Consider the following 24,896-nt stretch of genomic DNA (forward strand, 5'->3'; position numbering starts at 1 on the left):
CTCCGGGCCCGGGCTGTGATGGCCAGGCGGGGTTACCCCCCCCGGACAGCCGAGAGGCCCCGGGCGCGGGTGGATAGGTCACGTAGGGCGGGGATGTGTGGTGACGGGGAGGGGGGGGGCGCCCCCGCGTGGTGCACCGCCCGTCACAGCTTCAGCAGGGACCCACTCAGTGGGCGCCGCCCTGCGCCTCCAGGCGCTTGTAGGAGGCCTCGATCTCGGCCTCGGCCTCGGCGCGGCCGACCCAGTCGGCGCCCTCGACCGACTTGCCCGGCTCCAGGTCCTTGTAGACCTCGAAGAAGTGCTGGATCTCCAGGCGGTCGAACTCCGACACGTGGTGGATGTCGCGCAGGTGCTCGACGCGCGGGTCCGACGCGGGGACGCACAGCAGCTTGTCGTCGCCGCCGGCCTCGTCCGTCATGCGGAACATGCCGATGGCGCGGCACTTGATCAGGCAGCCGGGGAACGTCGGCTCGTCCAGGATGACCAGCGCGTCCAGCGGGTCGCCGTCCTCGCCGAGGGTGTTCTCGACGAAGCCGTAGTCGGCCGGGTAGCTGGTCGAGGTGAAGAGACGACGGTCCAGGCGGATGCGACCCGTCTCGTGGTCGACCTCGTACTTGTTCCGCGACCCCTTCGGGATCTCGATGGTGACGTCGAACTCCACGGGTGGCTCCTCCTGAATCAACACATGTGAATGCCTGCGACAACGCGCAGTGATTAAGTGTCCCTCACGCCTGTGTGTGATCGCGAAAGGGGCTGGTCAGCAATGCCGGAGCCGAGGACGTGGCAGGTCACGGTGGGGTCTGCCGTGCTCGGTCTGGCCCTGGCCGCCGGAGCGGTGTCCGCCGCCGGCCCGTGGGACAACGGCCAGCGTAAGGCCGAGCGGGCCCGCGCGGCCGCCACGACCCCGACAGGTGGCGCACATCACGCGGAATCCCGGCCCCCCGCCGGCCCGCAGCGACCCGCCCCCGCCCCCAGCGCCGCCGGAGTCCTCCGCGCGCTCGACGCCCCGGGCACCGCCCGTCCGGCCGACCTCGCCACCATCCTCGTCCCGCTCCTCGCCGACCCCGGCCTCGGCACGCTGCGCACCGCCTCGGTCGTCGACGTGGCCACCGGGAAGCAGCTCTACGGGGAGGGCGCCACCACCCCCATGACCCCCGCGTCCACGATCAAGATCGCCACCTCGGTCGCCGCCCTCTCCGCCCTCGGACCCGACCACCGCATCCCCACCACCGTCGTCGCCTCCCCCGACGGCCGCACGGTCACCCTCGTCGGCGGCGGCGACCCCACCCTGGACCGCGCCCGCCTGAAGGCCCTGGCCGACGGCACCGCCCGCGCCCTGAAGGACCGGGGCGTCGCCGGCGTACGGGTCGCCTACGACACGGGCCTCTACGAGGGCCCCGCCCGGCATCCCATAGGTCCCAACGACAACATCGCCCCCGTCAGTGCCCTGATGCTCGACGAGGGCCGCCTGGACGATTCCGACAGCGGACCCGCCCCGCGCACCGCGGACCCCGCCGGAGACGCCGCCACCGCCTTCGCCGAACTCCTCGGCAAGGCCGGTACGAAGGTCCAGGGCACCCCGACGCCCGCCCGCGCCCCCAAGGCGCCCGACGAGCCCAAGGACCCCAAGGCGCCCAAGGACCCCAAGGCCGCCAAGGACCCCGCCGCGCCCCTGGCCCGTACCGAATCCGCCCCGCTCTCCGCCCTCGTCGAACGCACCCTCACCCACAGCGACAACGACCTCGCCGAGGCCCTCGCCCGGCAGACCGCCCTCGCCCGCAAGCAGCCCGCGAGCTTCGCGGGCGCCGACAAGGCCGTCCGGGCCGAACTCGCCGCACTCGGCCTCCCCACCGCCGGAGCCCGCTTCGCCGACGGCAGCGGCCTCTCCCGCGACGACCGGGTCTCCGCCGCACTGCTCACCGGCCTCCTCACCCGCGCGGCCGACCCCACCCGCCCCGCACTGCGCCCGGTCCTCACCGGCCTGCCCGTCGGCGGCTTCAGCGGCACCCTCGAAGGCCGCTTCGACACCGCACCCGCCACCAACGGCGCCGGCCTCGTCCGCGCCAAGACCGGCACCCTGACAGGCGTCAACACACTCGCCGGAACCGTCGTCACCGCCGACGGCCGACTCCTCGCCTTCGCCTTCCTCGCCGGACGGACCGCCTCGCCCTACACGGCCCAACCCGCCCTCGACCGGCTCTCCGCCGCACTCGCCCCCCAGGGCTGAACAGGTCCGAAGCCTCACCGAACAGGCGTCGAGAACGTACGGTTGACGCATGACGAGCATCGGTGGTGCCGAGATGGTCGACTGGAATCTCGCGGTCGCGACCGCGACCCGACTGCTGAGGCCCGGCCCGGAGGTGAGCCGGGACGAGGCCCGCGAGGTCGTCGCGGAGCTACGCCGCCACGCCAAGGCGTCCGAGGAACACGTCAGGGCCTTCACCCGGATGATCCCCGAAGGCCACGAACCACGGGACACACCCGTCCTCGTCGTGGACCGCGCCGGCTGGGTCAGGGCCAACGTCGCCGGCTTCCGCGAACTGCTCTCCCCCCTCCTCGACAAGATGCAGGAACGCCGCTCGAACACCCCCGGCGGCACCGTCCTCGGCACGGTCGGCGGCAAGGTCACCGGCGTCGAACTGGGCATGCTGCTGTCCTTCCTCGCCTCCCGGATCCTCGGCCAGTACGAGACCTTCGCCCCCGCCACCCGCGAACTCCCCGCCGGGGACAACGGCGGCGGCCGCCTCCTCCTCGTCGCGCCCAACATCGTCCACGTCGAGCGCGAACTCGCCGTCCACCCCCACGACTTCAGGCTCTGGGTCTGCCTCCACGAAGAGACCCACCGCACCCAGTTCACCGCCGTCCCCTGGCTCCGCGACCACCTCCAGGGCGAGATCCAGTCCTTCCTCGGCGCCACCGAGGTCGACCCCTCCACCGTCGTCGAGCGACTGCGCGAAGCCGCCCAGGCCCTCGCCGGCGGCCGCCCCGAAGGCGAGGAAGGCGAACCCGGCCCCTCCCTCGTCGAACTCGTACAGACCCCCGAGCAGCGCGAGATCCTCGGCCGCCTCACCGCCGTCATGTCCCTCCTCGAAGGCCACGCCGACTACGTCATGGACGGCGTCGGCCCCCAGGTCGTGCCCTCCGTCGCCGAGATCCGCGAGAAGTTCCAGCAGCGGCGCGCCCGCGGCGCCTCCCGCCTCGACCTCGCCCTGCGCAAGCTCCTCGGCCTCGACGCCAAACTGCGCCAGTACCGCGACGGCGAACGCTTCGTCCGCGCCGTCGTCGACGAGGTCGGCATGGACGGCTTCAACCGCGTCTGGACCTCGCCGAACACACTTCCCACCAAGGCCGAGATCGCCAAGCCCGCCGACTGGGTGGCGAGGGTGCACCGTAAGGCAGACTCGTGAGACGGGTGCGGCGTACGACGGAAGAACACACCACCAATCACCCATCCGAGGGACCCTAGGCAAAGGGTGGGGCGTGCAATGCTCGGGTAACGGCCAGGTTCTGTCACCATCGACGCACTCTGAGTGACCGAAACCCCTCTTCCGACCGTTAAGACTCCGACCGAGGCACCCCACCCCATCACGAAGGGCACCGGACATGGGTCCCCATCCTGCGGTCGCGGCGATACGCCTGGCGGTCCGCCGCGTACTCCACGACGTCATCACCGAGCACCGGACAGACCCCGCCGCGACACCCGGCGAGCACCCCCTCGTGCTCGTCGCCTGCTCCGGCGGTGCCGACTCCATGGCGCTCGCCTCCGCACTCGCCTTCGAAGCCCGCAAACTCGCCGTCCGCGCCGGCGGCGTCACCGTCGACCACGGCCTCCAGGACGGCTCCGACCAGCGTGCCACCGAGGTCGCCGGACGCATGGCCGCGCTCGGCCTCGACCCCGTCGAAGCCGTAGCCGTCACCGTCGGCCGCGAAGGAGGGCCCGAGGCCGCCGCCCGCGACGCCCGCTACGCCGCCCTCGACGAGGCAGCCGAACGCCACGGCGCCAGCGCCGTCCTGCTCGGCCACACCCGCGACGACCAGGCCGAAACCGTCCTGCTCGGCCTCGCCCGCGGCTCGGGCATCCGCTCCCTCTCCGGCATGGCCGCCGTCTCCGGCGCCGCCGGCCGCTACCGCCGCCCCTTCCTGGAGCTCGACCGGCAGACCGTCCGCAAGGCCTGCGTCGCCCAGGAACTGGCCGTCTGGGACGACCCCCACAACGCGGACCCCGCCTACACCCGCTCCCGGCTCCGCCACGAGGGCCTCCCCGCCCTCGAGAAGGCCCTTGGCAAGGGCGTCGTCGAAGCCCTCGCCCGGACGGCCCAGCTCTCCCGCGACGACGCCGACGCCCTCGACTCCTGGGCCGCCGACGCCGAGACCGCCGTACGCGACGAAGCCGGCCGCCTCGAATGCGCCAAGCTCTACGGACTCCCGCCCGCCGTCCGCCGCCGCATCCTGCGCCGCGCCATGATCGCCGAAGGCGCACCCGCCGGGTCCCTCTTCGCCCGCCACATCGAAGAGGTCGACCGGCTCATCACCGGCTGGCGCGGCCAAGGAGCCATCAATCTGCCCGGCCGCGTCGAGGCACGACGGCAGGGTGGCAGACTGGTCATTCGGCAAGGCTGACGCAAGCTGCAACGAAAGTGACCCGGGTGAACGAGAAGGACATGGGCACCGACCTCAAGTCGGTGCTCATCACCAAGGAAGAGATCGACGCGAAGCTGGCCGAGCTGGCCGCGAAGATCGACGCGGAGTACGCGGGCAAGGACCTGCTCATCGTCGGCGTCCTCAAGGGCGCCGTGATGGTGATGGCGGACCTGGCGCGCGCGCTGTCCACCCCCGTCACCATGGACTGGATGGCCGTCTCCTCCTACGGCGCCGGCACCCAGTCCTCCGGCGTCGTCCGGATCCTCAAGGACCTCGACACCGACATCAAGGGCAAGCACGTCCTGATCGTCGAGGACATCATCGACTCCGGCCTGACCCTGTCGTGGCTGCTGTCGAACCTCGGCTCGCGCGAACCGGCCTCCCTCGAGGTCTGCACCCTCCTGCGCAAGCCCGACGCCGCCAAGGTCGCCATCGACGTGAAGTGGATCGGCTTCGACATCCCCAACGAGTTCGTCGTCGGCTACGGCCTCGACTACGCGGAGAAGTACCGCAACCTCCCCTTCGTCGGCACGCTCGCGCCGCACGTCTACGGGGGCTGAAGCCACGGGAACCCGTACCGCCCTCCCGCCGTTGGAGCAAGGGAAGGCGGTCACGGGTCCCCGTGCTGAGGTACCTTCCGAAGAACAGCTTTTTCTCACAGCAGCTCTCACAGCAGCATTTACCTACGGGCAGGAGGGACGGAGCGTTCTCGCTCCGTATGGATGGACGTGAAGCGATACTTCCGTGGGCCGGTCATGTGGATCGTGCTGGCCGTCCTCGCCGTGGTCGTGCTGATGCAGGTCGTCGGCTCGTCCGAGGGCTACAAGACGGTGGACACCAGCAGGGTCGTCCAGGCGATCAATGACAAGCAGGCCGACCAGGTCAAGCTGACGACCGGCGACGAGCAGGTCATCAAGGTCGAGCTCAAGAAGGGCGCCGACAAGGACAAGTACGGCGGCAGCACCAAGATCCAGGCCAGCTACATCGGTGACCAGGGTGCCAACCTGACCACCACGCTCCAGGACCAGGCCGCCTCCGGCGCCCTGGACAAGGGCTACACCGTCTCCCCGGAGCGGCAGAGCCCGTTCCTGTCGGTGCTGCTCTCGCTGCTCCCCTTCGTCCTCATCGTGGTCGTCTTCCTGTTCCTGATGAACCAGATGCAGGGCGGCGGCTCCCGAGTCATGAACTTCGGGAAGTCCAAGGCCAAGCTGATCACCAAGGACACCCCGAAGACCACCTTCGCCGATGTGGCGGGATCCGACGAGGCCGTCGAGGAACTCCACGAGATCAAGGAATTCCTCCAGGAGCCGGCGAAGTTCCAGGCCGTCGGCGCCAAGATCCCCAAGGGTGTGCTGCTCTACGGCCCGCCCGGAACCGGCAAGACCCTCCTCGCGCGCGCCGTCGCGGGCGAGGCCGGCGTGCCGTTCTACTCGATCTCCGGCTCCGACTTCGTCGAGATGTTCGTCGGTGTCGGCGCCTCCCGTGTCCGCGACCTCTTCGAGCAGGCCAAGGCGAACGCACCGGCGATCGTCTTCGTCGACGAGATCGACGCCGTCGGCCGTCACCGCGGTGCCGGCCTCGGCGGTGGCCACGACGAGCGCGAGCAGACCCTCAACCAGCTCCTCGTCGAGATGGACGGCTTCGACGTGAAGGGCGGCGTCATCCTGATCGCCGCCACCAACCGGCCCGACATCCTCGACCCGGCGCTCCTGCGCCCCGGCCGCTTCGACCGGCAGATCGCCGTCGACCGCCCGGACATGCAGGGCCGCCTCGAGATCCTCAAGGTCCACCAGAAGGGCAAGCCGGTCGCACCGGACGTCGACCTCGGCGCCGTCGCCCGTCGCACCCCCGGCTTCACCGGTGCCGATCTCTCCAACGTCCTCAACGAGGCGGCGCTCCTCACCGCCCGTTCGGACAAGAAGCTGATCGACAACCACTCCCTGGACGAGGCGATCGACCGCGTGGTCGCGGGCCCGCAGAAGCGGACCCGGATCATGTCGGACAAGGAGAAGAAGATCACCGCGTACCACGAGGGCGGCCACGCCCTCGTCGCGGCGGCCTCGCCGAACTCCGACCCCGTCCACAAGATCACGATCCTGTCCCGCGGCCGTGCCCTGGGCTACACGATGGTGCTCCCGGACGAGGACAAGTACTCGACCACCCGCAACGAGATGCTCGACCAGCTCGCGTACATGCTGGGCGGGCGCGCGGCCGAGGAGCTCGTCTTCCACGACCCGACCACGGGCGCGGCGAACGACATCGAGAAGGCCACGGCCACCGCACGCGCGATGGTCACGCAGTACGGCATGACCGAGCGGCTCGGCGCCATCAAGTTCGGCGGCGACAACACCGAACCGTTCCTCGGCCGTGAGATGGCGCACCAGCGCGACTACTCGGAAGAGGTCGCCGCGCTGGTCGACGAAGAGGTCAAGAAGCTCATCGAGACCGCGCACAACGAGGCGTGGGAGATCCTCGTCGAGAACCGTGACGTTCTCGACAACCTGGTCCTGCAGCTCCTGGAGAGGGAGACGCTGGGCAAGGAGGAGATCGCCGAGATCTTCGCCCCGATCGTCAAGCGCCCGGCCCGCCCGGCCTGGACCGGTTCCTCCCGCCGCACGCCCTCGACCCGTCCGCCGGTGCTCTCCCCCAAGGAGCTGGCACTGACGAACGGCGCGAACGGCAGTGCGCCGGTGGACACCACGAAGGCGATCGAGGTCGCCCCCGAGGAGGCCCCGGAGGCCTGACCTCCGCCACCCCGGAATGGAAGCCGTGCCCCCACAGGTTCTAGCCTGTGGGGGCGCGGCCATTTCGCGCCAAGAGTCAGATGGAACGAGGCACTGATGACCGACCCGGTGACGCTGGACGGCGAGAGCACGATCGGCGAGTTCGACGAGAAGCGAGCCGAGAACGCCGTACGAGAGCTTCTCATCGCGGTCGGAGAGGACCCGGACCGCGAGGGGCTGCGGGAGACGCCCGGGCGCGTGGCGCGGGCGTACAAGGAGATATTCGGGGGCTTGTGGCAGCGCCCTGAGGATGTCCTGACGACGACGTTCGACCTGGGCCACGACGAGATGGTCCTGGTGAAGGACATCGAAGTGACGAGCTGCTGTGAACATCACCTGGTCCCGTTCAGGGGAGTTGCTCACGTCGGCTACATCCCCTCGACCTCCGGCAAGATCACCGGCTTGTCGAAGCTTGCCCGGCTCGTGGACGTCTACGCCCGTCGCCCCCAGGTCCAGGAGCGGCTGACCACGCAGGTGGCCGACTCGTTGATGGAGATCCTGGAGCCGCGCGGTGTGATCGTGGTGATCGAGTGCGAGCACATGTGCATGTCGATGCGCGGCATCCGCAAGCCGGGCGCGAAGACCATCACCTCGGCCGTCCGCGGCCAGCTCCGCGACCCCGCGACGCGCAATGAGGCCATGAGTCTGATCATGGCGCGATAGGCCCATTGTCGGTGCTGCCCGATACCGTCCCGAATCAGTGGAGATGATCGCTGATCAAGGGGGATCGCGCTGGGGCAAGGGTTTCCGAGCCGTCAGACGGTGAACGTTGTCGGTGGCCGTGAACGGGCCGTGAACGTCCGCGTGGGCGACTGCCTATGGACGCTGGATGGCGGGCGGACGGCGCAGACGATGGTCACCGGCGTCACGCGGGCAACGACCGTGAGGTCGTCGAGGTCGTGACGGAGCATGCGATGTTCCTGGCGGCACCCGCGCAATTACTGGGCACGCCTGACGGGTGGACGCATGCGGCGGATGCTGTCGGGACCGTCGTGGCGTGGACGCCCGCCCGGAAGCTGTGTCGCGGTCGGTTGACCGTTCGGCCAGGTTACGAGTTCGGCTACTTCGTCGGCGCAACCTGTTCGGACGGCTCCGTCGGCAAGAACTACGTCTCGCTTGTCGTGAATGACGAGGCCTTCGCCGCACGCTACGCAGCGTGTCTGACCGCGGCTACAGGGTTACCGGCGCGGCTGGAGCCCACCACGCGCCCATCCGGCTACCTGAAGAGGGATGCGCCGGGTTTCCGCGTCCGGGTTGTCTCCTCGTACCTCGCCGATGCTCTGCGTCAGTACGTCGGGGGCGACGCCCACCACATGCGCCAGCGGTTTCCCCGCGTGGTGCTCCGAGATCGAGAGGTCTTCGAAGGGTTCCTTGACGGGTACATCGACGGCGACGGATGTCGGCTCAAAGATGGCCGGTCCCGTGTGATCGTCAGCGCGAACGCTCCGTTCCTCGCCGAGCTGGCATGCGTGATCGGAGCTCGATTCACGGCCCGGAACAACGGGCTCGCGTCCCACCTGGTGGTTGCCGACAGCTGGGCTGGTCGGGGCACGTTTCGGCCCGAGCGGCATCCGCTGGAGCCGAGGGAGTCCCAGTGGGTCGAAGTCCTGGACGTCCGTCGGAGGCCGATGCCCGTCAAGCCCTTCACGCTCTACAGCTACCGGCTCGAACCCCACCCCACCTTCCTGGTGAACGGCCATCTCGTGCGGGAGCCCTGGTAGGCCGCATTGTCAGTCGCGGCCGTTAGCCTGCGGGCGTGATCGAGACGACCGGCGACGATCGCCGTACGCGGTCGGGGGCCGCCGATGTAGGTGCCCACCCCCTAGGCCACCGGCGCCGTGCCCTTGCCGTTGTGGTCGTCGTCCTCGGGGAGCTTGCAGACACGTTCCAGGAAGAGGGCCGCCGCGATCACGGCGATGCCGGCCAGGACCGAGAAGCCGGCGTAGATCGCCTGGTCGCGGCGGGCCGGGATGTCCAGGGAGCCGAGGAGGAAGACGCCCGTGCCGCCGTACATGCCGGCGACCAGGGCGGCGACGAGGGCGCTCGCCTGGCCGAAGACCACCGCGCGGGCCGCCATCAGCGGCTCGACGCCCTTCGCGCCGGGGCGGCGCTCGCGCTGGGCCTTCAGGCGGGAGCGGATGGAGAGGGCCGTCGCGGTCAGCACGACCGCGATGGCCGCGAGGACGATCGGGGCGGCGAGCGGCACGCTCGGCAGGGTGCCCACCGCGTCCCAGAGGCGTGCCGCGCCCCAGGACAGGATTCCGGCCACGATGAACAGTCCGGCGAGAATCTTGAGCCGCAGTTGTTTCACCGGGTGTCCTTCGTGTCGTCGTGGGGGCGATGTCCCACGAGCGTAACGACTACTCGGGCAGACGGAGTTCCAGGTCGACGCGCGGCACGACGCCCTCGCTGCCGACGGCGGTGAGCAGGTCGGCGACGGGGCCGTGTCCGGGCAGCTTGGCTTCGGGGTCCACGTCGTGCCAGGGGGCGAGGACGAAGGCGCGCTGGTGGGCGCGGGGGTGGGGGAGCGTGAGGACGGGGTCGTCGGAGACCACGTCGGCGTACGCCACGATGTCGACGTCGATCGTGCGCGCGCCCCAGCGCTCCTCGCGGACCCGGTGGAAGGCCTCCTCGACGGCGTGGGCCCGCTCCAGGAGGGAGCTGGGCGGCAGCGTCGTCTTCACCAGGGCGACCGCGTTGAGGTACGAGGGCTGGGAGCCGGGCTCGACGCCCCAGGGCTCCGTCTCGTAGACGGGGGAGACGGCCTTGACCCGGAGGCCCGGGGTGTCCTCCAGGGCGTCGACGGCGCCCTGGAGGGTCTCCAGGCGGTTGCCGAGGTTGGCGCCGAGGGCGATGACGGCCCATTTGGGGTTGGAGAGCGTCACGTCGGCGGCGTCGACCGCTTCGACGACGGAGGCGGGTACGGGCTGCACGGTGGGGTCGCTGTGCGTGCTTTTCATACTCGGCTCCGGGTGATGGTGATGGTCACGTCGTCGAAGGGGACCGTGATCGGCGCGTCCGGCTTGTGGACGACGACCTCGACCTCCTGGACGCCCGCGTGCTTGAGGCACTGCTGGGCGATGCGCTCGGCGAGCGTCTCGATCAGGTCCACGGGCTCGCCCTGGACGACATCGACGACTTCCTCCGCGACGACGCCGTAGTGCACGGTCTTCGTCAGGTCGTCGTCGGCTGCCGCGGGGCGGGTGTCCAGGCCCAGGACGAGGTCCACGATGAAGGTCTGGCCCTCTTCGCGTTCCTTGGGGAAGACGCCATGGTGTCCTCGGGCCTTGAGGCCGCGCAGCGCGACACGATCCACGCGAATCACTCCTGCTGTCGTAGTTCTTGTGGCCACGCAGCCGGGTGCGGACGGCCGGGTGTCCAGCATCGAATCTACCTGCGAGCACCGACAGCGCTTGCCCACGGGGGGCTGCGGCGAGGGCCACAGGGGCTGGGTGCGGCCCCTACCCAGAGCGCTGGATTCCAATCCCGGGTGTCACCCGAAAGGACCGGGGAGCCCTGTCAGGAGCCGGGTTCCTCGTCCTCTTCGTCGTCCGTTTCGGTGAGTACCGGGGAGCCGTGGTGGGACCAGATCCGCCAGCCGTCGAATGTGCGGCGGAACACATTGGTGGCGACGACGAGCTGGCCCACGAGGGGTCCGAGTTCGGCTCCGTCCTCGGCGGGTCCGCCGCTGAGGATGTTCTCGGTGCAGGTGACGACGGCCACATCGCCGGCGAGGGAGACCTTCAGGTCGGTCAGGAAGAACTGGATGTACTCGGTGTTCGCCATGATCAGGGCGTACGAGCGGAGTACCTCGCCGCGGCCGGAGAGGACGGGCCAGCCGGGGTGGACGCAGCTGATGGGGGTGGCGCCGTCGTCGAGCCAGAGTTCGGAGATCTCCTCGAAGTCGCCGCGTTCCATCGCCTCGTAGAAGGCGGTGTTGGCGGCCTCGACCGCTTCGGTGTCGGTCTGGTGGGTCACACGGCTCCCTCGACGGCTCTGGCGACCCTGACGGCGTCGGCGGTGGCCCTGACTTCGTGGACGCGGACGGCCCAGGCGCCTTCGTGGGCGGCGATGGCGGAGACGGCGGCGGTGGCGGCGTCGCGTTCGCGGGCGGGGGGTGGGGTGGCGCCGTCGCGGGTGAGGACGTGGCCGAGGAAGCGCTTGCGGGAGGCGGCGACGAGCAGGGGCCTGCCGAGGGCGCGCAGTTCGGGGAGGTGGGCGACGAGGGCGAGGTCGTGGGGGGCTAGTTTGGCGAAGCCGAGGCCGGGGTCGATGACGATCCGTTCGGGGGCGACGCCGCCTTCGACGACGGCCTCCATGCGGTGGCGCAGTTCGGTGACGACTTCGCCGACGACGTCGTCGTAGACGGCGAGGCTGTTCATGTCCTGGCTGAAGCCGCGCCAGTGCATGACGACGAAGGGGACTTCGGCGGCGGCGACGGCGGGGACCATCCGGGGGTCGGCGAGGCCGCCGCTGACGTCGTTGACGAGGGTGGCGCCCGCAGCGACGGCGGCGTGGGCGACGGAGGCGCGCATGGTGTCGACGGAGACGGTGACGCCTTCGGCGGCGAGGCCGCGGACGACGGGGACGACTCGGCGGAGTTCCTCCTCCTCGTCGACGCGGCTGGCGCCGGGGCGGGTGGACTCGCCGCCGACGTCGACGAGGTCGGCGCCTTCGGAGACGAGGTGGAGCCCGTGTTTGACGGCGGCCGTGGTGTCGAACCAGCGGCCGCCGTCGGAGAAGGAGTCCGGGGTCACGTTCACGACGCCCATGACCGCGCAGCGGTCCCACTCCGGCAGGCCCCGGGCCGTGCCCCGACCGATCAACGTACTCATATGTCCAGACTAGGGGCTGCCCGCGTCGGCGGTGCCGGGTCGGGGGCGCGTCCCGGCCGGGCGGTGCGGGCGTCCGGGTCAGGCGGCGCGGATCTCGCGGTCCGGCTGCGGGGCGACGATGTGGGCGCAGGGACGGGGTTCGGCGGCGGGCCGGCGGCGGGCGAAGGGGCGGGGCGGGGCGAGGTTCACGAAGCCTTCGGCCTGCATGGCGGCGAAGCCGATGCGGGGCAGGTCGCGGCTCTTGCGGTAGACGACGAAGCGGGGCTCCCAGCGGGGCTGGAACTTCGCGTTGAACTTGTACAGGGACTCGATCTGGAACCAGCGGGAGAGGAAGACGAGGAGTCCGCGCCAGAGGCGGAGGACGGGTCCGGCGCCGATCTTCTCGCCGCGGGCGAGCGCGGAGCGGAACATGGCGAAGTTGAGCGAGACGCGTTCGATGCCGAGGCGGGGGGAGTCCTGGAGGGCGGCGACGATGAGGAGTTCGTTCATGCCGGGGTCGGCGGAGCGGTCGCGGCGCATGAGTTCCAGGGACATGCCGTCGGTGCCCCAGGGCACGAAGTGGATGATCGCCTTGAGGTCGCCGTAGGCGGAGTCGGGATCGTCCTTGTGCGCGGTGGCTATGACGGCGTCTCCGTCGCCCGGGTCGCCGATGCGGCCGAGTGCCATGGAGAAGCCGCGCTCGGTGTCGGTGCCGCGCCAGTCGGCGGCGGCGCGGCGGACGCGGGCGAGTTCGCCGTCGGACAGGTCACGGACTCGGCGGACCTTGGTGGTGTAGCCGTTGCGTTCGATCCGCTTCACCATCTGGCGCACATTGCGCATGGCGCGCCCGGAGAGGGAGAAATCCGCGACGTCCACCACCGCCTCGTCGCCGAGTTCGAGGGCGTCGAGTCCGGTCTCGCGGGTCCAGACCTCGCCGCCGGTCTCGGAGCAGCCCATGACGGCGGGGGTCCAGGAGTGGGCCTTGGCCTCGTCCATGAAGCGGTCGATGGCACCGGGCCAGGCCTCGACGTCGCCGATGGGGTCGCCGCTGGCGAGCATGACGCCGGAGACGACGCGGTAGCAGACGGCGGCCTTGCCGCTGGGGGAGAAGACGACGCCCTTGTCGCGGCGGAGGGCGAAGTGGCCGAGGGAGTCGCGGCGGCCGTGCTTGTCGAGGAGGGCGCGCAGCCTGGTCTCGTCGTCCTCGGTGAGCCGGGCGGCGGGGTGTTCGGGGCGGAAGGCCAGGTAGATGGTGGTGAGGGCGGTCAGCATGCCGAGGGCGCCGAGGGAGTAGCCGACGGTCCAGTCGACGCCGCCGGTGTAGCCGACGGGGCCTTCGAAGCCGAAGAGTCCGTACAGGACGTGTTCGAGGCGGTCGGTGAGGCCGGGGCTGCCGACGACGCGGCGGGGGTGGGCGCTGACGATGACCAGGCCGAGGGCGATGGATCCGGCGCCCATGAGGACGAAGTTGGCGAGGGCCTTCCAGCGGCTGCGGGGGTCGGGCAGTGCGGCGAACTGGCTCCGGTGGCGCAGCAGCAGGGCGAGCAGCGCGAGGGAGAGCAGGGCGCCGAGGACGGAGTGGCGCCAGACGAACTGGGCGGCGGCGCCGAGCGGCAGCAGGACGACGGCGGCGCGCCAGGCGCGGCGCTTGTGGCGCTTGAGGCCGTGGGCGAGGAGCAGGAGCAGGACGCCGGCGCTGAGGGAGAGGGCCGCGGAGAGCGGTCCGAGCGTGCCGGGCAGGACCTCGGCGACGGCGTGCATCCGGCTGGCCCGGAAGCGCGGGAAGACGCCCGCGGCGATGTCGATCAGGCCGATGAGGGTGCAGGCCGTACCGACGAGGGCGGGGACCTTCTCGGGTCGAGGTCCCCGCAGAATCCGGCGTACTCGATCCGGAACCGATCCTGATTTGTCCCCATCTACCGTGACAGACATCGCTTCCCGTGCTTCCCGTGGCTCCGCGAAAGATTGAATCCGGCGGCCGCGCGGTGGTCAGGGGCGGGCCGTGCCGGAGGTTTTGCGCCTTCTAGGACGGCATCGCGGCGGGGCGGGTTCATTCAGGCACAGGAAATTCTCAGCAAGCAGGATCAGGAAGAGGGCTCGGGCGTCTCATGGGTCTCACCAGCAACAAGGTTCTGGCGCTCGCCGTCGTCGTGGCGGTGGTGCTGTTCGTGGCCACGGTCTGGCTGTGGCCGCGGCTGTCGCGCGGCGGCGTGCGGTCGGTCCTCGGCCGGATCGGGCTGCTGCTCGCCACCCAGCTCGCCCTGTTCGCCTCGGTCGGTCTGGCGGCGAACAATTCCTTCCTGTTCTACGGCTCCTGGGCGGACCTCTTCGGCCAGGAGCAGGACCTGGGGGTGGTCGTCGACCACTCGGCCGGCTCCAAGGACATCAAGGTCGTCGGCACGCAGGCGGTGGACGTGCCCGGCGGCGGCCGTCCGGAGGTCGGCGGCCAGATCCAGAAGATCGTCGTCGCCGGCGAGAAGTCGAAGATCGACTCCCCGGCCTATGTGTATCTGCCTCCGGAGTACTTCCAGAAGGAGTACGCGAAGAGCACCTTCCCCGCCTCGGTGGTGCTGACGGGCTACCCGGGCACGGCCGAGAACCTCCTCAAGGGGCTGAAGTACCCGAAGACGGCCTTTCTCCAGGCCAAGGAGAAGAAGATGAAGCCGATGATCCTGGTGATGCTGCGGCCGACCGTGGCGCCGCCGCGGGACACGGAGTGCGTGAACATCCCCGGTGGTCCGCAGACCGAGACCTTCTTCGCCGAGGACCTGCCGAAGGCGGTCTCCGAGACGTACCGGGTGGGGACGAAGGCGCGGAACTGGGGCTTCATGGGGAACTCGACCGGCGGCTACTGCGCCCTGAAGATCGCGCTGCACCACCCGGACCGGTTCGCGGCGGGCGCGGGCTTCTCGGCGTACTACAAGGCGGCGGAGGACGTGACGACGGGCGATCTCTTCCACGGCGACACGGCGGCGCGCAACCGGGCCGACCTGCTGTGGAGCCTGGACCACGCGCCGCAGGGGAAGTCGTCGTTCCTGGTGACCACGTCGAAGGAGGGCGAGGGGAACCGCCGGGCGACCCTCGACTTCGTCAGGAAGGTGAAGGCCCCCGCGCGGGTCTCCTCGATCACGCTCGACAGCGGCGGGCACAACTTCAACACCTGGAACCGGGAGATCCCGCCGGGTCTCGTCTGGATGAGCGGGCGGCTCAGCGCGAACTGACCGCGGTCTCCTCGGCCGCTTCGGTCGCCGCGCGCAGCGCCCGGTGGACGCCCGCCGGGGTGAGGACTCCGGCGAACCGGCCGCCGTCGGCGGGGTCGGTGACGGGGAGCCAGCCGGTGTCGTGCTGGAGCAGCGCGGCCAGCGCCTCCCGGAGGGAGGCGCCGAGCGGGACCGGATCGGGCGCGGGGCGGGTGCGGCCGGGCTCGTGCGCCGCCACCCCGCCCCGCGGCCGGCCGTCCGCGTCGAGGACGACGGACCAGGGCGCGTCGGGCGCGGTGTCGCCGGGGCGCAGGACCGGTGCCTTCTCCAGGGCGTCGGCGTCGACGGGGGTGACGGAGAGCCGCTTGAGGCCGCGGTCGGCGCCGACGAACTCGGCGACGTACAGGGTGGCGGGGGCGCCGAGCACCCGGGCCGGGGTGTCGAACTGCTCGATCGTGCCCTGTCCGTAGACGGCGATCCGGTCGCCGAGGCGGACGGCCTCCTCCAGGTCGTGGGTGACCAGCAGGACGGTCTTGCGGACCTGCGACTGGAGCTTGAGGAACTCGCTCTGCAGGCGCTCGCGGACGACGGGGTCGACCGCGCCGAACGGCTCGTCCATCAGGAGCACGGGCGGGTCGGCGGCGAGCGCGCGGGCCACGCCGACGCGCTGGCGCTGGCCGCCGGAGAGCTGCTCGGGGTAGCGGCCGCCGTACTTCTTCGGATCGAGGCCGACCAGGTCGAGGAGTTCGGCGGCGCGGGCACGGGCCCGGGCGCGCGGGGCGCCGAGCAGGTGGGGGACGGTCGCGGTGTTGTCGAGGACCGTGCGGTGCGGGAAGAGCCCGACCTGCTGGATGACGTAGCCGATACGGCGGCGCAGTTGGACCGGGTCGATCGCGGATATGTCCTCGCCGCCGAGGAGGATGCGCCCCTCGGTCGGTTCGATGAGCCGGTTCACCATCTTCATGGTGGTGGTCTTGCCGCAGCCGGACGGGCCGACGAGCGTGACCAGTTCTCCCTCGGCGACCTCGAAGGAGAGGCCGTCGACGGCCGTCGTGCCGTCCGCGTACCGCTTGGTCACCTGCTCGAACCGGATCATGGTTCCCCATTCTGACGTCTGGCGGCCGGGGGTGTGTGAAGGGGGTGTTGCCGCATTGTGGCGGTCCTCGGCGATTGTCGGTGGCGGGGGTTAGGGTCGCTGGACATACGTTCGGCAGGGCGGGCGACCGGGGGGAGGGCACATGAGCGCGTCGAATTGTCTGGTGACGAACGACTGGATCTGCGGGGAGTATCTGCGCACCCGCAGCGAGGAGTTGACCAGCGCGCTGCTCCAGCACGTGGGGATCACGGCCGTGTCCGTCCTGATCGGACTCGCCGTCGCCTTTCCGCTGGCGCTGCTCGTGCGGGCCCGTCCGCGCCTCGCCGGACCGGTCCTCGGTCTCACGACGCTGCTGTACACGATTCCGTCGCTGGCGATGTTCTCGCTGCTGCTCCCGTTCCTCGGGCTCTCCGCGGCGCTCGTGGTGACCGGACTCGTGCTGTATTCGCTGACGATCCTCGTACGGAACATCCTGGCGGGCCTGGAGGCGGTGCCGGCCGAGACGCGAGAGGCCGCGCGCGGCATGGGGTACGGCTCGGGCCGGATGCTGTGGGAGGTCGAACTCCCCCTCGCGCTTCCGGCCCTGATGGCCGGCATACGCATGGCGACGGTCTCCACGATCGCGCTGACCACGGTCGGCTCGATCGTCGGCCGCGGCGGGCTCGGCAACCTCATCGAGGACGCGCTGCCGACGTTCTTCAAGGCGCAGGTGCTCGCCGCCTCCCTGCTCTGCGTGCTCCTCGCGGTCGCCGCCGACCTGCTGCTCCTCGGCATGCAGCGGCTGCTCACGCCGTGGACCCGCATACGCGCCACGGCGGGGGGCGAGTGACATGGGGGTCATGGCGGACGCCTGGAGCTGGCTGACCACGGGCGCCAACTGGGCCGGCGACGGCGGGGTGTGGCACCGGCTCGGCGAGCATGTGTACGTGAGCGGGCTCGCGCTCCTGCTCGCCTGCGCCGTAGCCCTGCCGCTCGGACTCGGGCTCGGACACCTCGGCAAGGGCGGCGCGGTCGCCGTCAACGTCTCCAACGCCGGACGGGCGATCCCGGTCTTCGCGGTGCTCGCCCTCTTCATGGTGTCGCCGCTGCGCAACGCGGGGTACGTCCCGACGGTGATCGCGCTGGTGCTCTTCGCGGTGCCCCCGCTGCTCACCAACGCGTACGTGGGGATGCGGGAGGTGGACCGGGCGGTGGTCGAGGCGGCCCGGGGGATGGGCATGTCGGGCGGGCAGGTCTTCCGCAAGGTCGAACTGCCCCTCGCCCGCCCGCTGGTCATGACGGGGCTGCGGTCGGCCGCCGTGCAGGTGGTCGCCACGGCGACCATCGCGGCGATGGTCGGCCAGGGCGGCCTGGGCCGGATCATCACCGCCGGATTCAACACGTACAACACCCCGCAGGTGGTCGCGGGCGCGCTGCTCGTGGCGCTGCTCGCCCTCCTGGTGGAGGCCGTGCTCGTGGGGGCGGACCGGCTGCTCGGCCGCAGGACGCTGTGACTTCGGAACGACGAATGGAATGGGTGATCTCGTGAGCAGGATCTCGCGCACCGCGGGTGCCGTGCTGGGCGTGGCGGCGCTGACCGCCGGGCTCGCCGCATGCGGCGGCGACAGCCTGGAGAAGAGCAACGCGCCGGCGGCGGGTTCGGGCAAGGGCAAGGGCTCGCTCGTCGTGGGCGCCGCCGCGTTCACCGAGTCCAAGGTGCTCGCCGAGCTGTACGCGCAGGTGCTGGACGACGCCGGATACTCCGCGAGCGTCACCACGGTGAAGAACCGCGAGCTGTACGAACCCTCGCTGGAGAAGGGCGAGATCGACGTCGTACCGGAATACGCGGCGACCATCGCGGAATTCCTCAATGCCAAGGTGAACGGTCCGAAGGCGCCCGAGGAGAAGCCGGTGGCGTCCGGGGACGCGACGGCCACGGTGGAGGCGCTGAAGAAGCTCGCGGAGCCGCGCGGACTGAAGGTCCTCGCGGTAGGCGAGGCGGTCGACCAGAACGCCTTCGCGGTGTCCAAGGAATTCGCCGAGAAGAACAAGCTGAAGACGCTTTCGGATCTCGGCGCCGCCAAGCTGAAGGTGAAGATCGCGGCGGGCGACGAATGCGAGATACGGCCGTTCTGCGCACCGGGTCTGAAGAAGACCTACGGGATCGACGTGACCGGGATCGACCCCAAGGGTGTCGGCACGCCGCAGTCCAAGCAGGCGGTCAAGGACGGCGTGGACCAGCTGGTGCTGACCACCACGACGGACGCGACGATCGACAGCTTCGGTCTGGTCTTCCTGACCGACGACAAGAAGCTGCAGAACGCCGACAATGTGCTGCCCGTCGTCAATGCCAAGGACGCCGGATCGCCGGAGATCGCCGCCGCCCTCGACAAGATCACAAAGGTCCTCACGACGGCCGATCTCGCCGAACTGAACCTCAAGGTGGACGCGGAGCGCGCCAAGCCCGAGGACGTCGCGAAGGCCTATCTGGAGTCGAAGGGGCTGGTCAAGAAGTAGGGGCCGGGTAGGGGGTGTCGGCCCGGATCGGTGAGGTGCGGGCCCGGCGTCGAGAACGACGGCGAGAAGTGGCCAAGAGATTGCCGGGCCGACACCCCATACGGCGCCTACGCACGGTAAATTTCAGGCCATGCCACGTGGACGCCACCGCCATTCACCTCCTCTGCACAAGCTCCTGCCGCCCTCGGCGGTCGCCGGAGCGTCGGTCGTCTGTGCCGCGGGCGCCTGGCTGCTCGCCGATCCCGTGGCGCTGCGGCTGCTCGTGGCGGCCGCCGCGGCGGCCGCGGTCACCGGTGGCGTCATCATGCGCAGTTGGGACCGGAGCGCCGGCCGGCAGGTCGCCGAGCTGACCCGGGCCCGGACCGCCGACCAGTGGAAGACCGAGGAGCGGATAGCCGAGCTCGAGGCCGACCTCGACGAGTCCCGCGAGCTGCGCGCCAAACTCGACGCCAAGCTGCGCGCCAAGCGGGTCGAGCTCGCCGGACTGCGCGGAGAGCACGCGGCGCTGCTGCGCCGGTACGCCAACGCCGAGACCGAGCGGGCCAGCGCACTGGAAGGCCGCCGCCAGCTCGCCCTGGAGTCGGCCGCGCCGGCCAAGGAGCTCACGGCCGCCGGGTCCACGCCCGCCCCGGCCGCGTACCGCGAGGCCGCCGAGGCCCTGCGCAACCTGGCGCGCAACGCCGCCGCCCAGGAGGCCCGCCGCACGGCCGAGGCCGCCCGCAGCCGCGATCTCGCCGAGCGCGCCCGTGAGACGGAGGAGCCGCAGGGGAAGCACGCGGCGGCCGCCGGCACCGAGCAGCACGCTCGCCCGTCGACCGCCGTGGTGCCCGCCCCCGCTCCCTCCGCCCTGCCCGCCGTCCGGCCCGTCCCGGCCGCGTCCGCGATCGTCCCCTACGCCGCCCGCCGCGCCCCGCGCCCCGAGGGAGGCTTCGACTTCTTCGGCATGCAGAAGGCGGCGGCCGCCATCGAGGCCGTGCAGGACGCCGACCTCGCGGACGTGGTGGGCGAGGAGGTCCTGGCGACCGTCGTCCGACGCACCCCCGAGCAGCGCGCGATCGGCCAGGTCATCGACCTGACCGCGCACGACGAGACCGAGCAGATCGACGTCGCCGAGCTGCGCGGAGCCGTCGGCTCGTGACGATCCGGGCGCTCGCCGCGGGGGAAGTGCCCGCGCTGCGGGACGAGTTGATCGCACTGTGCGCGCAGGCGTTCTGCGGCCCGCCCTGGCACGAATCGCCGCGCGGGGCGCTGCGGACGGTGGAACGGCTGCTCGGCAAGGCGTCCGGGCCACAGCCCGGCTTCCGCTGCGTCGCCTCGTTCGACCCCGACGGCGCCCTGACCGGGTTCGCCGCGGGCTGGCTGGACAACGCCCTCTCCGGCGCGGACGAGGCGTTCGAACTCGCCGAACTCGTCGTCGCCCCCGCCCACCAGGGCCATGGTCTGGGCCGCGCCCTGCACGACGCCCTCCTCGCGGAGACCCACGGCCCCCGTCTGCTGATGACGCTCGACGTGCCCGAGCTGCGCGAACGCTACGAGCGGTGGGGCTGGAGCGTGGCGGAGCGGCGGCGCCCGGAGAAGGACCCGAAGGACTTCGTGGTCATGCGCAGGAACGACTGACCCCGGGGGCCCGCCGCCTGCCGGCGTCCGCCTACTTGTCGATGTCGCCGACGACGAAGAACAGCGAACCCAGGATCGCGACCATGTCGGCGACCAGCGTGCCCGGCAGCAGCTCGGTCAGCGCCTGGATGTTGTTGAAGGACGCCGAGCGCAGCTTGAGCCGGTACGGCGTCTTCTCGCCCTTGGAGACCAGGTAGTAGCCGTTGATGCCGAGCGGGTTCTCGGTCCAGGCGTACGTGTGGCCCTCCGGCGCCTTGAGCACCTTCGGCAGCCGCTGGTTGATCGGCCCCGGCGGGAGGTCGTCGATCCGGTCGAGGCAGGCGTCGGCGAGGTCCAGGGAGTTGTGGGTCTGCTCCAGGAGGCACTCGAAGCGGGCGAGGCAGTCGCCCTCCTGGCGGGTGACGACCTTCAGGGTGTCCTGAAGCTCCCCGTAGGCCAGGTACGGCTCGTCGCGGCGCAGGTCGAAGTCGACGCCCGAGGCACGGGCGATGGGCCCGGAGACGCCGTACGCGTGAGCCGTCTCCGCCGTGAGGACACCGACGCCCCGGGTGCGGCCGCGGAAGATCTCGTTGCCGAGGACCAGCTTGTCGTACACGTCCATCCGCGACCGCACGTCGGCGACGGCCGCGCGGGCCCGGCCGAGCCATCCGGCCGGCAGGTCCTCCTTGAGGCCGCCCACCCGGTTGAACATGTAGTGCATCCGGCCGCCGGAGACCTCCTCCATCACGGCCTGGAGCTCCTCGCGCTCCCGGAACGCGTGGAAGACCGGGGTGATACCGCCCAGTTCGAGGGGGTACGACCCCAGGAACATCAGGTGGTTGAGCACCCGGTTCAGCTCGGCGAGCAGCGTGCGGGTCCAGACGGCCCGCTCGGGGACCTCCATGCCGAGCATCCGCTCGACGGCCATGACGACACCGAGCTCGTTGGAGAACGCGGACAGCCAGTCGTGGCGGTTGGCGAGCATGATGATCTGCCGGTAGTCGCGCGCCTCGAAGAGCTTCTCGGCGCCGCGGTGCATGTATCCGATGACCGGCTCGGCGTGCCGGATGACCTCGCCGTCGAGCACGAGACGGAGGCGGAGCACACCATGGGTCGAGGGGTGCTGCGGCCCGATGTTCAGCACCATGTCGGTGCTCTCCGCCGCCCCGCCGATTCCGACCGTCGTCTCCGTCATGGAAGTCAGTATCCCTGCCGGACGGCCCACTGTGGGAACCCGTCCCGCAGGCCGGCCCCCACCCACCCCTCACCGTGGCGGGCCCCTGCTCCGCAGGGGCGGAACGGGGGCTACAGGCCCGGCACCCTGTGCACGAGCCAGAGGAAGTCCCCCAGCCCACCGCGCGCGGTCAGCTCGGCCGCCTCGCCCGCGCCGCCGAGCGCCCGCACATACGCGGCCGGGTCGCTGGACGCCAACGCCAGCGGAGGCCGATCGCCACTGACGCCCAGGCGCCGCAACGCCTCCCTCTGAGTCGTCAGCTCCCCGCCCCCCACGGCGCACGCATCCATCGCCACATGCGCCGTGACGTCACAGGACCCGTCCGGCACCGCCGAGACCTCCCGCCCCGCCCGGAACCCCGTCAGCGTCCCGAACGGCGGCCTGGACTCCCGTACATGCCCGTAGTCCACCGCCGCCGCCGTCCCGGCCGCCAGCGCCCCGACCGCCGCCGCCCACGCCTCGTCCCGCGGCCGCCCGATCTCCGCCCGCTCGCCGGGCTCCGCGAGCGGCCACCACCGCTCGAGCCACTCCGCGTCCGGGCCCTCGACGACCCGGCCCAGGCGCTCCGCCCCGTCCGCCGCCCGGACCTCGACGTACCGGACCGCCCCCGTCTCGTCGACGGCCGCGACATCCACCGGCACGTTGTCGAGCCACTCGTTCGCGAAGAGCAGCCCCCGGACCCCCCGCGGCACCCGGTCCGTCCATTCCACCCGGGGATCGAGCCCCGCCGGCCGGTCCGCGCGCTCGACGCCGTACGCCCGTACCGAAAGCCCCTCCGGTACGGCGGCCAGGACGCCCGTCAGCAGTTCGCCCCGCCCCGCGCCCACGTCCACGAAGGCGACCTCGTCCGTCCCCAGCTCCTCCGCCACCCCCGTCAGCAGCCGGGCGACGGCACCCGCGAAGAGCGGCGAGGCGTGCACCGAGGTGCGGAAGTGACCGGCCGGGCCCTCGGGGCGCAGAAAGAAGCCCCCCGGGCCGTACAGCGCCTGCTCCGTGGCCTCGCGCCACCCCTGCCACTGACACGTCTCATCCGTCACACCGCCCAGTCTCCACCTTGCGGAGTACGGTCCTCACGCCAAGGATCGACCCCACGGTTGACCCCTGCACCTATCCACCTTCCCTACGCTGGGTTACGTGCAGCGCCTCTACGACTTCATCCGCAGACACCCGACGGGCGTCGACACCTTCTGGGCCGTCGTCCTCCTCGGGTTCTCCGTGCTGTGGGTGGGCACCTCCTACCCGGCGGTCGACAACGCCGCCGCGTACGGCGTGGTCGGCGCGCTGTTCTCCCTCGTCGTCGCGCTGCGCCGCCGCGCACCCGAGAAGATGCTGCTGCTCGCCGTCGCGCTGGGCCTCGTCCAGCTCGGCTTCGGGCTGCAGCCCTTCTTCGCCGACTTCGCCATGCTGGTGATCATCTACACCGTGGCCGCGCACGACGGACCGCGCTGGGCGTCGCGTCTCGCGCTCGTCGGCGGTCTCAGCGCCGCCACGCTCTCCATGCTGAGATGGCCGTCCGAGACCAGCCCCGGCTCCACCCTGGCGCACGTCTTCTTCACGGTGATCATGACCGTGCCGTTCGCCCTCGCCTGGGTGCTCGGCGACTCCCTGCGCACCCGGCGCGCCTACTTCGCGCAGCTGGAGGAGCGCGCCTCCCGCCTGGAGCAGGAGCGCGAGGCGCAGGCCAAGGTCGCCGTCGCCGCCGAGCGTGCCCGGATCGCCCGTGAGCTGCACGACGTCGTCGCGCACAACGTCTCGGTGATGGTGGTCCAGGCCGACGGTGCCGCCTACGTCCTGGACGCCTCCCCGGAGACGGCCAAGCAGGCCCTGGAGACGATCTCCTCCACCGGCCGCCAGGCGCTCGCCGAGATGCGCCGGCTGCTCGGCATCCTGCGCACGGGCGAGCACAAGGAGGCGGGGGAGTACGTGCCCCAGCCCGACGTCCAGCAGATCGAGGACCTCGTCGAGCAGGTCCGCGGGGCCGGTCTGACCGTCGACTTCCGGATCGAGGGGACGCCGCGCCCGCTGCCCAGCGGCGTCGAGCTCACCGCGTACCGGATCGTGCAGGAAGCTCTTACCAACACGCGCAAGCACGGCGGCCCGGACGTCGGCGCCAGCGTCCGCCTGGTGTACTTCGACGACGGCCTCGGGCTGCTCGTCGAGGACGACGGCCGCGGGGCGACGCACGAGATGTACGAGGACGGGGGCGCCGACGGCCGGGGCCACGGCCTGATCGGCATGCGCGAGCGGGTCGGCATGGTCGGCGGCACCCTGGACGCGGGACCGCGTCCGGGGGGCGGCTTCCGCATCAGCGCCCTGCTCCCCCTGAAGCCCGCCCACTGACGACACGAAGGAACCCCCACATGTCCATCCGCGTGATGCTCGTCGACGACCAGGTGCTGCTGCGCACCGGCTTCCGCATGGTGCTCGCCGCCCAGCCGGACATGGATGTCGTCGCCGAGGCGGGCGACGGCGTGGAGGCGCTGGAGGTGCTGCGCTCCACGGCCGTGGACGTCGTGCTGATGGACGTACGGATGCCCAAGCTCGACGGGGTCGAGACGACCCGGCGGATCTGCTCGGAGCCCGACGCCCCCAAGGTGCTGATCCTGACCACCTTCGACCTGGACGAGTACGCCTTCTCCGGGCTGAAGGCGGGCGCGAGCGGCTTCATGCTGAAGGACGTGCCGCCGAACGAGCTGCTCGGCGCGATCCGCTCCGTGCACAGCGGGGACGCGGTCGTGGCCCCCTCGACCACGCGTCGGCTGCTCGACCGCTTCTCGCCGATGCTGCCGTCGTCGGGGAAGGAGCCCCAGCACAAGGAGGTGGACCGGCTCACCGACCGGGAGCGCGAGGTGATGATGCTGGTCGCGCAGGGCCTGTCGAACGGCGAGATCGCCGCCCGGCTGGTGCTGTCGGAGGCGACGGTGAAGACGCACGTCGGCCGGATCCTGACCAAGCTGGACCTGCGCGACCGGGTGCAGGTGGTGGTCCTGGCGTACGAGACGGGCCTGGTGCGGGCGGGCGGCGGGGCGGTCTGAG

At 71.2% G+C, this 24,896-nt stretch carries 25 protein-coding genes; 15 read left to right on the top strand and 10 right to left on the bottom strand.

Going from position 1 to position 24,896, the window contains the following annotated elements; all coding sequences use genetic code 11:
• Nucleotides 1-166: 166 nt before the first annotated feature.
• On the bottom strand, nt 167-661 hold the full coding sequence (locus ACFVZW_RS18780; RefSeq protein WP_003968257.1) for an inorganic diphosphatase: 495 nt from the start codon (nt 659-661) through the stop codon (nt 167-169).
• A 102-nt stretch (nt 662-763) separates the two neighbouring features.
• Between ACFVZW_RS18780 and dacB the strand changes: the two genes are divergently transcribed.
• The 7 genes from dacB to ACFVZW_RS18815 all read left to right on the top strand — a co-directional run bounded on the left by dacB (nt 764) and on the right by ACFVZW_RS18815 (nt 9,145).
• Nucleotides 764-2,227 carry a D-alanyl-D-alanine carboxypeptidase/D-alanyl-D-alanine-endopeptidase gene (gene dacB / locus ACFVZW_RS18785; RefSeq protein ID WP_384522570.1) on the top strand — a complete coding sequence of 488 codons (1,464 nt, stop codon included), beginning with the start codon at nt 764-766 and terminating at the stop codon, nt 2,225-2,227.
• Between the two features lie 49 nt (nt 2,228-2,276).
• On the top strand, nt 2,277-3,407 hold the full coding sequence (locus ACFVZW_RS18790) for a zinc-dependent metalloprotease (RefSeq protein ID WP_384522572.1): 1,131 nt from the start codon (nt 2,277-2,279) through the stop codon (nt 3,405-3,407).
• A 196-nt stretch (nt 3,408-3,603) separates the two neighbouring features.
• Nucleotides 3,604-4,620, top strand: coding sequence for a tRNA lysidine(34) synthetase TilS (gene tilS / locus ACFVZW_RS18795; protein WP_384522574.1), 1,017 nt, complete (start codon nt 3,604-3,606; stop codon nt 4,618-4,620).
• A 41-nt stretch (nt 4,621-4,661) separates the two neighbouring features.
• Nucleotides 4,662-5,201, top strand: coding sequence for a hypoxanthine phosphoribosyltransferase (hpt, locus tag ACFVZW_RS18800; RefSeq protein WP_132917781.1), 540 nt, complete (start codon nt 4,662-4,664; stop codon nt 5,199-5,201).
• A 162-nt stretch (nt 5,202-5,363) separates the two neighbouring features.
• Nucleotides 5,364-7,385 (top strand): ATP-dependent zinc metalloprotease FtsH, encoded by a 2,022-nt coding sequence (gene ftsH, locus ACFVZW_RS18805; protein ID WP_383556662.1) that lies wholly within the window; start codon nt 5,364-5,366, stop codon nt 7,383-7,385.
• A 96-nt stretch (nt 7,386-7,481) separates the two neighbouring features.
• On the top strand, nt 7,482-8,087 hold the full coding sequence (gene folE / locus ACFVZW_RS18810; RefSeq protein WP_384522576.1) for a GTP cyclohydrolase I FolE: 606 nt from the start codon (nt 7,482-7,484) through the stop codon (nt 8,085-8,087).
• A gap of 155 nt (nt 8,088-8,242) precedes the next feature.
• Complete coding sequence (locus ACFVZW_RS18815) at nt 8,243-9,145, top strand: hypothetical protein (RefSeq protein ID WP_384522578.1); 903 nt, start codon at nt 8,243-8,245, stop codon at nt 9,143-9,145.
• 101 nt (nt 9,146-9,246) lie between these two features.
• Here the strand turns inward: ACFVZW_RS18815 and ACFVZW_RS18820 are convergent, their stop codons facing one another.
• The 6 genes from ACFVZW_RS18820 to ACFVZW_RS18845 all read right to left on the bottom strand — a co-directional run bounded on the left by ACFVZW_RS18820 (nt 9,247) and on the right by ACFVZW_RS18845 (nt 14,170).
• Entirely contained in the window at nt 9,247-9,735 is a 489-nt protein-coding gene (locus tag ACFVZW_RS18820) for a DUF3180 domain-containing protein (RefSeq protein ID WP_384522580.1), read from the bottom strand.
• A gap of 49 nt (nt 9,736-9,784) precedes the next feature.
• Nucleotides 9,785-10,384 carry a 2-amino-4-hydroxy-6-hydroxymethyldihydropteridine diphosphokinase gene (folK, locus tag ACFVZW_RS18825; protein ID WP_384522582.1) on the bottom strand — a complete coding sequence of 200 codons (600 nt, stop codon included), beginning with the start codon at nt 10,382-10,384 and terminating at the stop codon, nt 9,785-9,787.
• Complete coding sequence (gene folB / locus ACFVZW_RS18830) at nt 10,381-10,740, bottom strand: dihydroneopterin aldolase (RefSeq protein ID WP_158988273.1); 360 nt, start codon at nt 10,738-10,740, stop codon at nt 10,381-10,383. The genes folK and folB overlap by 4 nt, the downstream gene beginning before the upstream one ends.
• Before the next feature lie 203 nt (nt 10,741-10,943).
• Entirely contained in the window at nt 10,944-11,402 is a 459-nt protein-coding gene (locus tag ACFVZW_RS18835; RefSeq protein ID WP_383556649.1) for a nuclear transport factor 2 family protein, read from the bottom strand.
• A complete protein-coding gene (gene folP, locus ACFVZW_RS18840) occupies nt 11,399-12,259 on the bottom strand; it encodes a dihydropteroate synthase (RefSeq protein WP_384522585.1) in 861 nt (286 codons plus the stop codon). Before folP ends, ACFVZW_RS18835 begins: the two co-directional genes overlap by 4 nt.
• A 78-nt stretch (nt 12,260-12,337) precedes the next feature.
• Nucleotides 12,338-14,170, bottom strand: a complete 1,833-nt coding sequence (locus ACFVZW_RS18845) for a phosphatidylglycerol lysyltransferase domain-containing protein (protein WP_384522587.1) — start codon at nt 14,168-14,170, stop codon at nt 12,338-12,340.
• A 176-nt stretch (nt 14,171-14,346) separates the two neighbouring features.
• Here ACFVZW_RS18845 and ACFVZW_RS18850 point away from each other — a divergent pair, with 176 nt between their 5' ends.
• The gene (locus ACFVZW_RS18850; RefSeq protein ID WP_384522589.1) at nt 14,347-15,459 is read left to right on the top strand and encodes an alpha/beta hydrolase; all 1,113 of its coding nucleotides are present in this window, start codon (nt 14,347-14,349) and stop codon (nt 15,457-15,459) included.
• Here the strand turns inward: ACFVZW_RS18850 and ACFVZW_RS18855 are convergent.
• Complete coding sequence (locus ACFVZW_RS18855; RefSeq protein WP_384522591.1) at nt 15,446-16,534, bottom strand: ABC transporter ATP-binding protein; 1,089 nt, start codon at nt 16,532-16,534, stop codon at nt 15,446-15,448. The two genes, ACFVZW_RS18850 and ACFVZW_RS18855, sit on opposite strands and share 14 nt — an antisense overlap.
• A 142-nt stretch (nt 16,535-16,676) precedes the next feature.
• Here ACFVZW_RS18855 and ACFVZW_RS18860 point away from each other — a divergent pair, with 142 nt between their 5' ends.
• The 5 genes from ACFVZW_RS18860 (at nt 16,677) to ACFVZW_RS18880 (ending at nt 20,647) form a co-directional block, all read left to right on the top strand.
• Nucleotides 16,677-17,363, top strand: a complete 687-nt coding sequence (locus ACFVZW_RS18860) for an ABC transporter permease (RefSeq protein WP_384522593.1) — start codon at nt 16,677-16,679, stop codon at nt 17,361-17,363.
• Between the two features lies 1 nt (nt 17,364).
• The gene (locus ACFVZW_RS18865) at nt 17,365-18,027 is read left to right on the top strand and encodes an ABC transporter permease (protein ID WP_384522595.1); all 663 of its coding nucleotides are present in this window, start codon (nt 17,365-17,367) and stop codon (nt 18,025-18,027) included.
• Nucleotides 18,028-18,046: 19 nt separating this feature from the next.
• Nucleotides 18,047-19,030: an ABC transporter substrate-binding protein gene (locus ACFVZW_RS18870; protein ID WP_384522597.1), complete on the top strand. Its 984-nt coding sequence runs from the start codon at nt 18,047-18,049 to the stop codon at nt 19,028-19,030.
• A gap of 130 nt (nt 19,031-19,160) precedes the next feature.
• Nucleotides 19,161-20,168 (top strand): hypothetical protein, encoded by a 1,008-nt coding sequence (locus ACFVZW_RS18875; RefSeq protein WP_384522599.1) that lies wholly within the window; start codon nt 19,161-19,163, stop codon nt 20,166-20,168.
• Entirely contained in the window at nt 20,165-20,647 is a 483-nt protein-coding gene (locus ACFVZW_RS18880; RefSeq protein WP_384522601.1) for a GNAT family N-acetyltransferase, read from the top strand. Before ACFVZW_RS18875 ends, ACFVZW_RS18880 begins: the two co-directional genes overlap by 4 nt.
• Nucleotides 20,648-20,678: 31 nt before the next feature.
• Here ACFVZW_RS18880 and ACFVZW_RS18885 read toward each other — a convergent pair whose 3' ends face one another.
• Nucleotides 20,679-21,821: an NADH-quinone oxidoreductase subunit D gene (locus ACFVZW_RS18885; RefSeq protein ID WP_384522603.1), complete on the bottom strand. Its 1,143-nt coding sequence runs from the start codon at nt 21,819-21,821 to the stop codon at nt 20,679-20,681.
• 110 nt (nt 21,822-21,931) lie between these two features.
• Nucleotides 21,932-22,897: an SAM-dependent methyltransferase gene (locus ACFVZW_RS18890; protein ID WP_384522605.1), complete on the bottom strand. Its 966-nt coding sequence runs from the start codon at nt 22,895-22,897 to the stop codon at nt 21,932-21,934.
• A 97-nt stretch (nt 22,898-22,994) separates the two neighbouring features.
• On the opposite strand from ACFVZW_RS18890, the gene ACFVZW_RS18895 reads away from it, so the two are divergent.
• Together ACFVZW_RS18895 and ACFVZW_RS18900 are read left to right on the top strand one after the other, a co-directional pair.
• A complete protein-coding gene (locus tag ACFVZW_RS18895) occupies nt 22,995-24,200 on the top strand; it encodes a sensor histidine kinase (RefSeq protein ID WP_384522607.1) in 1,206 nt (401 codons plus the stop codon).
• Nucleotides 24,201-24,220: 20 nt separating this feature from the next.
• Nucleotides 24,221-24,895: a response regulator gene (locus ACFVZW_RS18900; RefSeq protein ID WP_384522609.1), complete on the top strand. Its 675-nt coding sequence runs from the start codon at nt 24,221-24,223 to the stop codon at nt 24,893-24,895.
• The last annotated feature ends 1 nt before the right edge of the window (nt 24,896 follow it).

This window comes from Streptomyces sp. NPDC059567 (assembly GCF_042735655.1).
GTDB lineage: Bacteria > Actinomycetota > Actinomycetes > Streptomycetales > Streptomycetaceae > Streptomyces.

Bases quoted from the DNA above. Each gene is read 5' to 3' on its own strand.
- dacB (WP_384522570.1), top strand. From the start codon at position 764: ATGCCGGAGCCGAGGACGTGGCAGGTCACGGTGGGGTCTGCCGTGCTC.
- ACFVZW_RS18790 (WP_384522572.1), top strand. From the start codon at position 2,277: ATGACGAGCATCGGTGGTGCCGAGATGGTCGACTGGAATCTCGCGGTC.
- tilS (WP_384522574.1), top strand. From the start codon at position 3,604: ATGGGTCCCCATCCTGCGGTCGCGGCGATACGCCTGGCGGTCCGCCGC.
- hpt (WP_132917781.1), top strand. From the start codon at position 4,662: ATGGGCACCGACCTCAAGTCGGTGCTCATCACCAAGGAAGAGATCGAC.
- ftsH (WP_383556662.1), top strand. From the start codon at position 5,364: ATGGACGTGAAGCGATACTTCCGTGGGCCGGTCATGTGGATCGTGCTG.
- folE (WP_384522576.1), top strand. From the start codon at position 7,482: ATGACCGACCCGGTGACGCTGGACGGCGAGAGCACGATCGGCGAGTTC.
- ACFVZW_RS18815 (WP_384522578.1), top strand. From the start codon at position 8,243: ATGGACGCTGGATGGCGGGCGGACGGCGCAGACGATGGTCACCGGCGT.
- folK (WP_384522582.1), bottom strand. From the start codon at position 10,384: ATGAAAAGCACGCACAGCGACCCCACCGTGCAGCCCGTACCCGCCTCC.
- folP (WP_384522585.1), bottom strand. From the start codon at position 12,259: ATGAGTACGTTGATCGGTCGGGGCACGGCCCGGGGCCTGCCGGAGTGG.
- ACFVZW_RS18845 (WP_384522587.1), bottom strand. From the start codon at position 14,170: ATGTCTGTCACGGTAGATGGGGACAAATCAGGATCGGTTCCGGATCGA.
- ACFVZW_RS18850 (WP_384522589.1), top strand. From the start codon at position 14,347: ATGGGTCTCACCAGCAACAAGGTTCTGGCGCTCGCCGTCGTCGTGGCG.
- ACFVZW_RS18855 (WP_384522591.1), bottom strand. From the start codon at position 16,534: ATGATCCGGTTCGAGCAGGTGACCAAGCGGTACGCGGACGGCACGACG.
- ACFVZW_RS18860 (WP_384522593.1), top strand. From the start codon at position 16,677: ATGAGCGCGTCGAATTGTCTGGTGACGAACGACTGGATCTGCGGGGAG.
- ACFVZW_RS18865 (WP_384522595.1), top strand. From the start codon at position 17,365: ATGGGGGTCATGGCGGACGCCTGGAGCTGGCTGACCACGGGCGCCAAC.
- ACFVZW_RS18870 (WP_384522597.1), top strand. From the start codon at position 18,047: ATGGGTGATCTCGTGAGCAGGATCTCGCGCACCGCGGGTGCCGTGCTG.
- ACFVZW_RS18875 (WP_384522599.1), top strand. From the start codon at position 19,161: ATGCCACGTGGACGCCACCGCCATTCACCTCCTCTGCACAAGCTCCTG.
- ACFVZW_RS18885 (WP_384522603.1), bottom strand. From the start codon at position 21,821: ATGACGGAGACGACGGTCGGAATCGGCGGGGCGGCGGAGAGCACCGAC.
- ACFVZW_RS18900 (WP_384522609.1), top strand. From the start codon at position 24,221: ATGTCCATCCGCGTGATGCTCGTCGACGACCAGGTGCTGCTGCGCACC.